At 40.8% G+C, this 13,960-nt stretch carries 7 protein-coding genes and 5 pseudogenes; 6 read left to right on the forward strand and 6 right to left on the reverse strand.

Annotated features, from left to right (window positions below):
• Positions 1-83: 83 nt before the first annotated feature.
• Positions 84-940 (forward strand): annotated as a pseudogene (locus FHG67_RS05385) (pirin family protein).
• 589 nt (positions 941-1,529) lie between these two features.
• On the opposite strand, the pseudogene FHG67_RS05390 reads toward FHG67_RS05385, so the two are convergent.
• Positions 1,530-2,336, reverse strand: a pseudogene (locus tag FHG67_RS05390) (LIC13305 family lipoprotein); the annotation flags it as partial.
• Between the two features lie 51 nt (positions 2,337-2,387).
• Between FHG67_RS05390 and FHG67_RS05395 the strand changes: the two are divergent.
• Positions 2,388-3,387 (forward strand): annotated as a pseudogene (locus FHG67_RS05395) (IS630 family transposase).
• Positions 3,388-3,410: 23 nt separating this feature from the next.
• Here FHG67_RS05395 and FHG67_RS22960 read toward each other — a convergent pair.
• Positions 3,411-3,509 (reverse strand): annotated as a pseudogene (locus FHG67_RS22960) (LIC13305 family lipoprotein); the annotation flags it as partial.
• 136 nt (positions 3,510-3,645) lie between these two features.
• Here FHG67_RS22960 and typA point away from each other — a divergent pair.
• Both typA and FHG67_RS05410 read left to right on the forward strand, forming a co-directional pair.
• Complete coding sequence (gene typA / locus FHG67_RS05400) at positions 3,646-5,466, forward strand: translational GTPase TypA (RefSeq protein WP_004495584.1); 1,821 nt, start codon at positions 3,646-3,648, stop codon at positions 5,464-5,466.
• Between the two features lie 1,165 nt (positions 5,467-6,631).
• Positions 6,632-7,846 (forward strand): acyltransferase family protein, encoded by a 1,215-nt coding sequence (locus FHG67_RS05410; protein WP_004499365.1) that lies wholly within the window; start codon positions 6,632-6,634, stop codon positions 7,844-7,846.
• A gap of 192 nt (positions 7,847-8,038) precedes the next feature.
• Here FHG67_RS05410 and FHG67_RS05415 read toward each other — a convergent pair whose 3' ends face one another.
• The 4 genes and pseudogenes from FHG67_RS05415 to FHG67_RS05430 form a co-directional block, all read right to left on the reverse strand.
• Positions 8,039-8,974 carry an LIC12353 family lipoprotein gene (locus tag FHG67_RS05415; RefSeq protein ID WP_002619457.1) on the reverse strand — a complete coding sequence of 312 codons (936 nt, stop codon included), beginning with the start codon at positions 8,972-8,974 and terminating at the stop codon, positions 8,039-8,041.
• Positions 8,975-9,233: 259 nt separating this feature from the next.
• A pseudogene (locus FHG67_RS05420) lies at positions 9,234-9,455 on the reverse strand (transposase); the annotation flags it as partial.
• Between the two features lie 86 nt (positions 9,456-9,541).
• Entirely contained in the window at positions 9,542-10,186 is a 645-nt protein-coding gene (locus FHG67_RS05425; RefSeq protein ID WP_004499362.1) for a hypothetical protein, read from the reverse strand.
• Complete coding sequence (locus FHG67_RS05430; RefSeq protein WP_002619479.1) at positions 10,155-10,784, reverse strand: J domain-containing protein; 630 nt, start codon at positions 10,782-10,784, stop codon at positions 10,155-10,157. The genes FHG67_RS05425 and FHG67_RS05430 overlap by 32 nt, the downstream gene beginning before the upstream one ends.
• A 105-nt stretch (positions 10,785-10,889) precedes the next feature.
• Between FHG67_RS05430 and miaB the strand changes: the two genes are divergently transcribed.
• Positions 10,890-12,239 (forward strand): tRNA (N6-isopentenyl adenosine(37)-C2)-methylthiotransferase MiaB, encoded by a 1,350-nt coding sequence (gene miaB / locus FHG67_RS05435; RefSeq protein WP_004499355.1) that lies wholly within the window; start codon positions 10,890-10,892, stop codon positions 12,237-12,239.
• Positions 12,236-13,933: an LptF/LptG family permease gene (locus tag FHG67_RS05440; protein ID WP_004499353.1), complete on the forward strand. Its 1,698-nt coding sequence runs from the start codon at positions 12,236-12,238 to the stop codon at positions 13,931-13,933. Before miaB ends, FHG67_RS05440 begins: the two co-directional genes overlap by 4 nt.
• Positions 13,934-13,960: the final 27 nt, after the last annotated feature.

Here is a 13,960-nt window from a genome sequence, read left to right on the forward strand (position 1 = left end):
CCTAGGGGATTTTCTCATACGAATCGAGCGCATTTCTATTCAAAAATCTTGAAATCTAAAACAATCAATCTAAACTTTAATCTATGAAAATCATTTCTGCGGTTATAAAAGAACTCGGAGACAATTTCCGAGTCCGGAGAATTCTTCCTCCATCGAGGCTCGTCAGGTAGGTCCGTTCGTATTTGTGGATCATCTGGGTCCGGTTTCGATTCAAACCGGAAAAGAGCTGACGGTGCGTTCCCATCCTCATATCGGACTTGCGACGATTACGTATCTCTATGACGGAGTGATACTTCATAGAGACAGTATCGGATCGGAAATGCCGATTCGCCCTTATGAAGTGAATTGGATGACCGCAGGTTCCGGAATCGCACACAGCGAACGTTCTCAAATGGATTCTCAATATTCTATCTTGGAAGGAATACAAACTTGGGTTGCGCTTCCTAAAGAATCAGAAGAAGTGAGCGCGGAATTTTTTCATCTTGATCGAAAGGACATTCCGGTCATCGAGGGAAAGGGTTGGGAACTTCGACTTGTCGCGGGAGAATTCTTAGGAAAACGTTCTCCGGTAAAAGTATATTCTTCTCTTTTTTACGCCGACTTGGACGCGAAACCCGGAGCCAAGGGAGAATGGAAAATTCCTTTCGATCAAGAATCCGCTTTGTATGTCGCGAGAGGAAGTTTGGAAGTTCAAGGTCAAACGATCGGCGTCGGTCAGATGGCTGCGTTTCTTCCGGGAGAAACGATTTCTTTTTCTTCGACACAAGGAAGCCGTTCGATTCTTTTAGGAGGTATTCCGTTTCCGGAACGTCGACATCTTTGGTGGAATTTCGTATCCACCTCTTTGGAAAGAATCGAACGAGCTAAACTTGAATGGAAGGAGGAACGTTTTGCGGCGGTTCCTGGTGAAACGGAACGGATTCCGTTGCCGGATAAGTGAATTAGAATATTTTTCCAAATTTTGATTAGAGTTGTGGTTGAATTAATTTTTCGCCAGCTTTTGTTTGAGGGAAAAGGTGATCACAGCGATTTTACTAATCTGAATTTTTAATTCAGCCACAACTCTATTCTGTCTTTACTCATCTCTATAAAATAGAATCTCTAAAATTCTGCTTCTAAACGCTGGATTTGTCCTCAAATTAACGGTATTCTATTTTATAGAGATGAGTAATTGGAATACCTACTTTTGATAGATGGCTTTAAAGCTTTACTAATATTATAGAAAAGGAATACCAATATTTTCATTTCAATTGGCTTTTTGAAATAAAGTTTTATAGTATTATATAACTCTAAAATATAACAAACCGTTTTCGTATGAAATCTTTGTTTGATGAATGCCGTTAATTAGAAATTCATTTTATCAAGATTTACTAAAGAGTTTGTCCCAAAACTATCTGATTTTATCGGAATCTCCGTGAATCGCGACGATTGTTTTGGGACAGACTCAAAGCTACAATTTACGGTCAAAAACCGAATCTAAGGGCTATTATAGAATGCGATTTTTCAATCTATCTATTTTATAGATGTCCTCAACGACAATCTTGTTCCGCCTGAGCCATTCTCATTTTCCACTCGGAGTTTTCCGCGCCCGGAAAGGGCCAAAATTGGTTCCATCTGGAAACGGTTAAACGCACCTTGGCCGCAACGAACGGATCAGTCCGACAAGCTTGGACTAAAAGATTGTAAGAGGTCGGCCAACCCATGACCAAGGCTCCCAATACAGCTCGATCCTCTCCAAAATGTGACGCCCCGTAAGGCAGCATAATCCCAGGCATAGGGTGCCAAACATTTGGTATTTGAAGGACATCATCGAATCCGTAGTATTGAAATCCGGGAGCATTTAGCGTTTCCCAATCCGGATCCGAGTAAGAATCACGGTGCACGCCTAAAAATTTACGATCTACGGAATGTGTCAGTTCGTGATGCATTCCTTGCACCTGATAACATTCAAAAGATCTGAAATTGGGAATATCTCCGCATGTAGTCGTGCCATAACGCATAGCTTGCATGTCCCATGCTACGCTATGAGCAAGAAACTTAACATCGGAAAATGCGGGTACCCTCAATCCATAGGACGTTGTCATAGTTCTACAAAGTATAATTTTTTCCACACCGGCTTTGATCCAATACCCTCTTGGATATCTGGCGATTTCTTTTTTCAGTTGTTCCACATAATAATCAATATCTTGCTGAGAGTCGTAGTTTAGATCGCAAATAATCTCAACTTCTGCCGAAGTTTTGAAGGAGGGAAGATTTGTAATGATTTCTACATCCCGATCATAGTTCTCTGCCCGATCGGGAGGAAGTTGCAAAGGTTGTTGTAGCACTGCTAATGATCCCTACAAAAAAGAGTACCAAAAATATATCGATCATATCCCATTGTCATAATGCAAAGATTAGAAAGGGAAAAGTTAAAACGTTTGGAAAAGCGTAGGTTGAAGGGAATTCGTTTACTTGAGAAGGGCTATACATGTTATAGAGTAAGCAAAGAGCTTGGAGTCAGTAAGCAATCGGTAATGCGTTGGCGAGATAAATATGAATCGGAAGGAATCGAAGGAGTAAAATGGAATGGCCAACGAGGTCGACCGACCAAGTTGAGCATTTCAGAGAAGAAAGAATTAAAAAGAATCATCTTGAAAGGTCCGATAAGTAACGGTTATCCGAATGAACTTTGGTCAACGTATCGCGTATTGGAAATCATACGAAAAAAATTCGGAGTAACGTATCATCAAGATTATGTGGGAACTCTCTTGCATCAATTAGGGTTTTCGTATCAAAAACCAAAAAGAAGAGCGTTGGAAAGAGATGAAAATGCAATTGAAACTTGGAAAACGAAAACTTGGCCCGGTATAAAAAAAAGCAGAGAATGAAGGGTTTAAGGTCATATTTTTAGATGAAAGCGGAATCAGCCAGAATCCATATACGGTAAAAACTTGGAGCTTAATCGGAAAGACACCGATCCTTCGTCACAAGATGTCTTGGAAAAAGTTATCAGTAATAGGCGCTATTTCTAAAAAAGATTTTTACTTCCAGATCATAAGAGGCTCTGTTAAAAGCCGGGATCTTATTTATTTTTTAAAGATACTTCTAAAGGAAAATCGCAAAAAAATTTTAATAGTCTGGGATAATCTATCTGCCCATAAAAGCAAAGCAATGAATGAATTTTTAAAAGAGAATGAGAAAAGGCTTCGAGTGGAATTTTTGCCTCCTTATGCTCCGGAATTAAATCCGCAAGAATATATCTGGTGTCGTTGGAAGAAAAACTATATGGCTAATTTTTGTCCGGAGAATCTTAGCCAATTGATTCAAAGAACTAAATCTACTTTAAGAATATTGAAATCAGATACCTTCAGTTTCGATAGTTATTGGAGACAAGCTGGTATTTAGGTACCATTTTTTATAGGGATCAGTAATGAAAGTAAAAGATCGGAATTTTTCTCATTCTTTTGTTCGTTACAAAAGACCAATGGAATTAGAATTAAAAAACAGAGGATGAAATGTAACTTCATATAAAGGCTCCTTTTTTAGAAAAACAAATCGTGGTTGAACCCACGTTACTTAGTAAACGATCTTGGAATCCATAAAGTGCCAAAATGATAAAATAAATGTTTACACCAGGAGGCTTCCGAAATTTTTGGTTTTAGAATGGAAATCCGCAACATCGCTATCATCGCCCACGTAGACCATGGGAAAACCACACTTTTGGACGGAATTCTCCGTCAAACCGGAGCCGTCACCGCCAAAGAAGACGGAGAAAGGATCATGGATTCCAATGACTTGGAAAAGGAAAAAGGAATCACGATCAAAGCAAAAAATACCGCAGTGGTTTACAAAGGAACCAGAATCAACGTTGTGGATACTCCCGGTCACGCGGATTTTGGCGGAGAAGTGGAACGTGTTCTCGCGACAGCGGATTCCTGTTTATTACTCGTAGACGCTTTCGATGGCCCAATGCCTCAAACTCGATTCGTATTGGGAAAATCCCTGCAGCTTGGGCACAAACCTATTCTAGTAATCAATAAGATTGACCGACCAGGTGCGAGACCGGAAGCGGTCGTAGACATGGCGTTTGACTTATTCTCCGATTTGGGAGCGACTGACGAGCAACTTGACTTTCCGATCGTATATGCGTCGGCAAAACAAGGTTGGGCGGTATATAATCTAAGCGAATCTCCGGGAACAAACTTGGACCCTCTTTTAGATACTGTTTTGAAACATGTTCCACCGGTTCAAGCGGACACGGAAGCTCCGCTTCAATTCCAAGTCACTTCTTTGGATTATAACGACTATGTAGGAAGAATTGCGGTCGGGAAAATCTACGCGGGAAAGATGGCGCTTGGAATGAATGTGATCCAACTTGCGGCGAAAAAATCGGATACGGCCACATCTGCCGACACGGCTCTATTTAGAATTACTAAATTATATAACTTTGAAGGATTGAAACGAAACGAAGTCAACGCTGCGGAAGCGGGTGATATCGTCGCGATTGCGGGGCTTCCGGACGTATTTATCGGAGATACGATCTGCGAACCTGGAAAACCGGCTCCAAGACCGGCGATCGAAGTCGAAGAACCGACCGTATCCATGTTCTTTATGGTAAATAATTCTCCGTTTGCCGGTAAGGAAGGGAAGTTCGTAACGACTCGAAACATTCGTGAACGTCTGGATCGAGAACTTGAAACCAACGTGGCGATGAGACTCGAAGAAACCGAAGATAAGGATCGTTTTAAAGTTTTAGGACGCGGAGAACTTCACTTGTCGGTTCTGATCGAAACGATGAGAAGGGAGGGATTTGAGATCCAAGTTTCTCGTCCCGAAGTAATCTTAAAAACCAACGAACAAGGACAAAAACTCGAACCGTATGAGTATTTGGTAATGGACATTCCGGATCAGTTTACCGGTCAGATCATCGCCGAACTCAATCGTAGAAAGGGCGAGCTTCAGTTGATGGATGCGCATCCGTCCGGAATGACTCGAGTTGAATTTGTAATTCCGACACGCGGAATCATCGGGTTTAGAGGATTTTTTATCTCCGAAACGCGCGGTGAAGGAGTGATGTCTTCCCGTTTTTTAAGATTCGACCTCTACAAAGGCGAAATTCCCGGTCGTAAGAACGGCGCTCTCATTTCCATGGACTCCGGAGAATCTACGGCGTACGCACTTTGGAAAATTCAGGAAAGAGGGGAATTAGTCATCGGACCAAACACGGCGGTTTATCCTGGAATGATCATCGGAATCCATTCTCGCGAAAATGATCTCGAAGTGAATCCTGTAAAAGAGAAAAAGCTAAGTAACGTTCGTTCCTCCGGTGCGGATGAGGCGATTCGTCTCATTCCTCCTAGAAAATTTTCTCTGGAACAAAATATAGAATTTTTAGACGACGACGAACTTTTGGAAGTAACTCCCGCAAGTCTGCGTCTTCGTAAGAAATTTTTAGATGCGACTATGCGTAAGCGTAATAAGTAACGCGAGCAGGGTCGTAAGAAAATGCGAAAGCGATTATTATGTTGCGACCTGTAGATAGCCATCACCTTACCCACAAGTTAAGAAGTTTGGGACGATAAGGATCAAAAACTGATATTTTTCAAGTGTTCCGACAAGAATGATACTTTTTACTTGCAAGAAGTATGATTTTTTGATAGAGAAAAATCTCCCGAACCTTTCCACCTATTTCGCGACCCGTAGAGAGCGAAATAGAGTTTATTCTCCCCCACCCAAAAATAAGGGAAACTCAGCACAACGCTCTCTAAGGATCGCGTTGTGGGAACTAAGTTTCACGGGGGATTTTGTCGGAATTCCGACGGATTTATCTTTGGATCCAAGTATTTGGTGGGTTGGTTCTGTTAGAGAGCAACACTTTAGTTCCTTATTCGCCCAAACTTTCAACCGTCGAACTCACGTTAAATAGATCAAATCCGAGAGTCTTAGAAATTTTTGAAATCTAAGACTTCTTTTGTTTGCGATCGTTATTTCCTCTGTCCCATTTTTGCTTTTTTGTTTTATGATTTTTAAAATCTTTTCTGTTTTTGAATGTTCTTTTCTTGATTGTGTTTTTATGTTCGAGTTCGTTTTCTTTAAAAGTTATTCGAAAACCTCGCTAGAGTTGTTGAAAAATTAATTTCTCTATCCATTTCTGCTTTATTGAAATGGGAGTTTGAAGCGGTTTTGTTAATCTGAATCATGGAATTTTTCAACAACTCTATTCTCATTGAAATGAGATTTGCTCTTATGAACTTTCTCGGTAAAAGACAGAACGGACGCGCCGGGGAGAAATTCATAGAAACTTTCGGATCACAACGCTGTGATTTTATAAGAATAAAGAGTTTATGGAATGAAACAGGTTGCGCTTCTGTGGAAGCTCCTTCGTTCGGATATGGAGCAGATTATTCAATCATTTTATACGTCTTACGGTTTGATTTTTCGTTCCAAATTTTAACGACGAGGTTTACAAATAATTAGAGATTCATGAATTATATTGTTTATTAAAATGTTAGGAGATATTTAAAATTCATTTTAATCGTTTCTTATTTTCGCTTGAAGTCGGTATTTTTGGTTGGGTTCTGAATAAAAAGGCGATTTTATGGAACGGGAAATGAAGGGAAGCACTCTAATTGGAAATTGAAAAAAAGTAATGAAAGCTTTCATTAAAGATCTTTGGTTTCATCGTGATAACGAGATTCAGTCTCTAAACGGTCTGAGAGCGCTTGCAATTATTTTAGTCATTTTAAATCATTATGCTCTTGCTTGGAAAAAAATCGGGACACTTCAATCTGATTCCCTTTTTTGGTCGGGGGTGGATTTGTCTTTTGTTCTCAGCGGTTTTTTGATTTCAAAGGGACTTCTGAGCGATTGGACTCGAAACGGGGCGATCAATTTTCAAAAATTCTATCTGAAACGCACGTTTCGAATTTTTCCGGCCTACTATTTTTTTATTACGTTTAGTTTGATCGCTTCCAGTTTTGTGCTCAAAATCGCGGAGAAGAAAGGACTCGAACAGGAAGCCTATGTGCTTTCTTTTAAACTTTCCAATGCGTGGGGGGACTTCGTATTTTTAGGAAATTATTTTCCGGGAATGAACATTCATACCTGGTCTTTGTCCATGGAAGAGCAATTCTATTTGGTTTTTCCTTTTTTCTGCAGCCTCTTGCTGTTTAAGATGAATCCTAAACGTAGGCAGCTTTTCCTATGGTGTTTGCTTTTGATTCCCACTATGTCTCGCGTGATCGTTTACATGACTACGGCCATACCTTTGACCCCGGAATATTTTAATGAGATTTATTTTCCTTTTCACACTCGATTCGATTCTTTGGTGATGGGAGTGATCGCGATGGATCTTTATGTAGGTCATAAGGATTTGGTGAGTCGGTTGAAGTCCGATAATCGATTGTATTATTCACTTTTATTTTTATTCTTTTCTTTCTTATGTGTGGCGCATTGGGCGAATTTGAGTACGGACAGCTTTTTTACTCATACTTTCAAATACAATCTTTTGAACATAGGCTTTGCGGGAATCCTATTGTTTGCGGTGGTTCGTTCGGAAGGTTTATTGAGTCGCTTCCTAAGTCTGAAACTTTTTGTTCCGGTGGCGAGATTGAGTTTCACGATTTATCTTTGGCATTTGATTCTGATCGGAATTTCCCTATCGATTTTAAAAATTCGAACAGAACCTAGTTCCACCTTAGTGCTCTTATCCCAATTTATTTTCGTGTTGGTTCTGGTCGTTATTCTTTCGATTCCTTTTTACGCTTTGATCGAGTACCCGTTTCAATATTTGAAAACAAAAATTCTTCTTAAAAAAAGATCGAGCGAAAAGTCTCTCCAAGTTCAATCGGAGTCTTCCATTTGATTTTTACGAATTCGTTTTGATCGAAAAAACAACGATCAGGCGATTGCGAAATTTCGGAAGAGAATTGATAAACGACTTTGTTTTAGGGAACTCTTGTGTTTGATTTTTGTTTTTTAGAAATGTGGAAGATGCGGGCGACGCAAACGAAAACAAATCCGGTTTTAATTGCGGATCAGGTCGCTAAGTTGGGTGTTATTGTGCGTTCTTTAATTTTTCGATTTCCCGGATGAGTTCTTCTTTATTTACGTTCGGATCGGATTTTAGTTTACGAATGAGTTCGTCTGCGGTCGCTCTTTTGTTGATCGCTTTTGTATCGATGTTTCCTTTTAAAATTACCGGATCTCCTACGGATACGGAGAGAATTTTTCCGTTCTCAACCGGTTCTAAGACGCCGGAGTGTTGGAAGATTTCCACGATCTTGCACGGAACTTGGTCTTTTCCCACAAGAAAGATCATTCCGGGTTTGATGAGCTCCGACCTTGAAAAAACGGAAACAATTTGCTCCGCAGCGCTTACGGCCGACTTGTAAAATACGACTCCCGCGATTTCGTTGTCAATTGTTACGCTTTTTTGATTCACATGAGTCGTAATTCTTCCTTGAAACGAACCTCCGATTTTTGTGAATGTTATCCTGGAAAATTTTAAAGTTTTGTTGTCGGGAGAAACCTCTCCGAGCAGATTTCCGCTTAACGTTACATTACCTACCTCTCTGACCTTGGAAGCGGCTCCCATCTCGCTGAGTTTCCAACGTTTCGGGTCGGATTCTCTTGCTCCCATGTGAGGCTGGTGAAATTCTTGATAAAGAGTTTCTTGTAAGAGGATTTCGCTTTCACTGGTTACGACTCCGCCGGTTCTGATTCTCCATTCCTCTCTGTTATCACTTGTGATAAAGCTGAGTCTTACGATGGTTTTTCTTTCGAAGGAAAGATCCCCGTTTGATTTCGGAAAGATGCCTAATACTTCGATTTTCATTTTGCCGTCTTTAGTCCATTCCGCCGTCTCGGAAGAGAGATAAAATCCGGTCAGATCCGGATTCGGAGGGATCGGTTTTCCTCTGAGACTTTTGCCACAATCAATAAACAAAATACTATATAATAAAATAAGAATATATTCGATTTTTATTCTCATAAAAGTTCCGATTGTTAGAATTTATTTTTTTTTGTTCGGGTAAAGTATCTTTTTAAAATACCGATTTTTTTTCGGTTCGAAAAGTTTGCGAAGAATATTTTGATTTTTGTCCGAGGAAAATTTTTCGATCAAAACCGGAGAACTCGAATCGATCATTGAGTGCTGTAGTAGTGTCAGGAATTCTGCGTTTAAACGTGGGATTTATGCTCAAATTAACGACGCACTGTTTTATAGAGATCAGTAAGAGCGTGGGTTCGGTCTAATGAGAGCTTAAAAGTTGTAAATTGTCTTTTGATCTCAAATTCAAAGAAGGTTTTTTGGGAAAGAATGAAAATGCAACTAAATCGCTTAGTAAGTTAACGGTCCAATTGAAAAAACTCCTATGTATAGTATGATGAATCTGACAGATATTTTTGAGTTCATCATTTACGGATTCAATGATTGTCCTTTTTCTCAGAAGAATTTTATCAACTAAGGGCATTCATTTAACGTGAGTTCGGCGGTTGAAAGTTTGGGCGAATAACTCGCAACCTGTCGAACGACTCAGAAAACTCAGCGAATGTCTCTTTAAAGATATTGCTTCAAATATTCTTTCCCTTGAAGATGACTTGGAAAGAAAATCGGAAATCTTTTACCGGTTTGGGCTCTGGATCTTCTGTAAGATTTGGATGCGTTCCAAAAAATTTCATATTCGGTATCCATACGAAAAAGAAGTTTTTCCCAAAAAATAAAATGCGAATCTATAAATTCTTGACGAATATCCTTGGCTCTGAGTGTCAAAGGACATTTACCGGTGAATTCTTTCATGAATACGAGACCGACTAAAACTCCTCTCGTATCTAAATAAGGCTCGAGTGGAAAGGTTCTGCAACTGATCGAACGGTTTTCTCTTTCGCAAAATTGAATTCCTTTGCATTCGCAAAAAAGCGTTTCTTTGGAATCGTACTCCGAAAGCATTTTCTTATCCGCTTCCGTTTCCGGGCTCCATACCTTCCAGAGATCGGTTCTCTTTTTTAGCATGGAAAATTCGGAACGATACAACGTAGGCACGGCATTTTCCGCGATGCAACAGAATGGAATCCCATCGTTGTCTGGTTTACACAGTTCCCCGCAATCAAACTCGGTTAATTCTTCTTGGAGTAGGGAATAATAATAAGAAATCTCGTCTTCCGCAAGATGTTTAGGATCGTTTTTCTTTGTTATCGTTTTCAATGGATGAATTGTTTCGGTTCTGACCGACTTTGTTTTTCTTTGAATTTAGGATCTTGCGAAAGATTGTATATCCTGAGAAGAGAATTCCGGTAGAACAAAGCATTCCCCACTTTCTGTAGAACAACTCAACACCGGGAGAGAGAAAACCATTTTTCTGTGCTAAGGCCATCAAGAGAGCGAAAATTGTCAAAAGTGAAAACGCGCTTAGAAAGAATAATACGGTAATCCTCAGATTCTTCAGAGTATTTTCAAGATCTTTCTTAAATTCTAAAAACCGGGAATAGAACTCTCTTGTTTCTTCTCCTTCGGAGAGTCTCTGTACGTGATAAAACGATTCGAATTCTTCGGGAATCTTGGTTGTGTCTAAAAGCAAGAATTCATAGTTTAGAGTTTTATCGTATTCTTCTCTCGATTGCGGAGAACTTAAGGTCAGATAGGCTCGGGTTCCTTCCTCCCGGTCCAATTCCCTGGAAGGATTCCAAGGATCTGATTCCAGTTTTTCCAAATACTCCCGGTACGCGGCTTCGATTTTCCCGAAGTCGGAATTCCGGGAAACATCCAAAAGCCTATAATAATCCGGTTTGGTATTCACTGCCATGGGACTTTTTGAAAGGGAATTCCGGCTTTTTCGTCCGATCGGTCCCTTTCTCCTATCTATGGAAAACCCCTTTACAGCCGGTCCTGCAAGCAGAAATTCAGTCCTATGAGCGTTCTGGAACTGGAAAAAAAGACAGGAAAAGTCTATATTGAGACATATGGCTGTCAAATGAATGAGTACGACTCCGGAATCGTTTCCAGTTTGATGAAGGACGCCGAATATTCTTCCTCTCCCGACCCGGAAAATTCCGATATTATCTTTTTAAACACTTGTGCGATCCGGGAGAATGCCCACGCAAAAATTTACAATCGCCTTCAGTCGCTCGGATATCTGAAAAAAAGGAACCCGAAACTTGTCATCGGAGTTCTAGGGTGTATGGCACAGAATTTGGGAGATGATCTTTTCCATCAGGAACTTCCCCTCGATTTGGTCGTAGGACCGGATAATTACAGAAGCCTTCCCGAACTGATCCAAAGAATTCGAAGCGGGGAAAATTCCATCTCTCTTACCCGTCTTTCGAAAATCGAAACCTACGACGAAATCGAACCAAGGGTTGTCAACGGAATCCAAGCCTTTGTCACCATCATGAGAGGTTGTAATAATTTTTGTACTTTCTGTGTGGTTCCCTATACTCGAGGAAGGGAAAGAAGTAGGGATCCAAAAAGTATCGTCCGAGAAATTCAGGATCTCGCGGAGAAGGGAATTCGTCAGGTCACTCTACTGGGACAGAATGTAAATTCTTACAAAGAACAAGGACGGGATTTTGCCGATTTGATCCGGATGCTCCTTGATGAGACTACCATCGAAAGAATTCGTTTTACTTCTCCTCATCCGAAAGATTTTCCGGTTCGTCTTCTTCGGCTGATGGCGCAAAATCCTCGTTTTTGTCCGAATATTCACCTTCCCTTACAGGCGGGGAACACAAGGGTTTTGGAAGAAATGAAACGCTCCTATTCCAAGGAAGAATTTTTGGATGTGGTTCGAGAAATCAGAAACATTGTTCCCGATGTCGGAATTACGACCGACATCATCGTGGGCTTTCCGAACGAGACTGAGGAAGAATTCGAAGATACTCTTGCCGTAGTGCGTGAAGTGCAATTCGATATGGCGTTCATGTTCAAATATTCCGAAAGAGAGGGAACGATGGCTCAAAAGAAACTTCCCGACAATGTCCCCGAAGAAACGAAGTCTGCAAGACTTACGAAACTTGTAGATCTGCAAACTTCAATTTCCCACGAACAAAATCGTGCTCGAATCGGAAGAGTATATTCGATTTTGATTGAGAATACTTCCCGCAAGTCCGAGAAACAACTCTGCGGAAGAACTCCTTGCGGAAGAATGGCCGTTTTTCCTCTTCCCGAAGAAAGAAGCGCTTCCGAAATGATCGGTTCTACGGTTTCCGTACGGATCGAGAGCGCAACCAGCGCGACTCTGAAAGGGAGGATCCTTTCTTGAAGGATTCGAACAATCGAAAAAAAGTTTCCGCTAAAAAGTCTTTAGAGCATACATCCGCAAATAAAACAAAGAAAAATACTACGAGTTCCGGCGCAGATCTCAGAACAGTTCGTTTGAGCAGCGTGGAAGACCTTCCGCCGGATTTTAAAGTCCATACGGATAAACGTAGGTTTTATATGGCGATTCCGATTTTGAATCGTTATATTTTAGGGGAAATCCTTTCCCCGTTTTTAGTGGCTCTCGCATTTTTTACTATGGTTTATATGGTTCTCGCTCTGCAAAAGATGATCGGTCTTTTTGTGGGAAAGGGAGTGGACCCGCTTCGTCTTTTGGATTACTTCGGTTATCTTCTTGCCAATACTCTTCCGATGACGATTCCGATGGCTTGTTTGATGAGTGGAATCATGGCCGCTGGAAGACTTTCAGGGGATTCGGAAATCACAGCGATTCGTTCCGCGGGAGTCAGCTTCCCGAAAATTTATATTAACTTTCTTGCGTTCGGTTTCGTGATGGCTCTCGTCGTGGCTTATCTGAACTTTTATCTTTCTCCCGAAAATACGAGAAAGATGAACGAGTTCAATAAATGGGTTCTTGCGTATAATCCTTTGCTTGCGATCACTCCGGGACAATTCAGCGGAGATAAAACGCAGGACCTTTTCGAAAAACGCGCCCGCACGATGTATACGGACGGAATGAATTCCGACACAGGACAACTCAAAGGGGTTCAGATTCGAGAATGGGAAATTTTTCTGGAAGGAAACGAATACTTCAATCTCGGCGGAAAGATGATTCCGATGGGCGGTTCTCGGATCATCCAGATCATCAACGCGGGTAGGGGAAATCTCGTGGAGAAAATCGGACCCGACGGAGAATACGAAAAATCCATTCGTCTTAAAGACGGTTGGATCTTGGAATGGAGCGACGATCGGAAGAGTTTTTCCGTTACCGATTTTAGAAACGGAGAAATGGATTATAATATTCCTAAAGGGAAGGAAAAGAAGACCTTGGAGTTAAACGTAAAACCGGAAACTTTCTCTATGCCGGTCCTCTTTCAGATTCGAAATAACATAGAAAGCGAAGGCCTTGAAAAAATTCCGGGACTTGAAACCTTAAAAGAGATGGGTGTAGAGATAAAAGGTTTAGTCGGATTAAAGCAAATGGTGGAGCAGATGAAGATCGAACTCGCCATGGGAGCGGCTAACGGAACTTTGACGCCGGATCAGATGACTCAACAATATTCCGTTCTGACTCAGTTGATGGCTTTGATGCAACAGGGTAAAAAGGTCTTAACGGATTTTAATGTGGAAATTCACAGAAGAATCGCGATGCCGATTTCTTGTTTGATTTTTTTCTTTATTTCGTTTCCTTTGGGGCTCGTAGTCAAACGTTCCGGAAAAGGAATGAGTTTTACGCTTGCGGTCGTTTTCCTAATGATCTACTTTACATTTTTTACCTTGGGGAGTACGATTTCCTATAACGATAAGGTTCCCGACTGGATTGGGCCTTGGAGTGCCAATATTTTGATCGCGCTTTTGAGTATCAACATTATGATCAAAAGAACCGACATGGATCTGCCGAAACCGGTTCAAAAGATTTTGGATAGAATTTCTGATCAAAAATCAAAATTGACAAAGAGATTGGAAAGTTTAAGTATATGGGTAAAAATAAAAAAGATCACAAAAAGAGGTCTCTGACCCGGGGATATATAGTCGGTTAGTGTT

Origin of the sequence: Leptospira weilii (assembly GCF_006874765.1) — a bacterium.
Lineage (GTDB): Bacteria > Spirochaetota > Leptospiria > Leptospirales > Leptospiraceae > Leptospira > Leptospira weilii.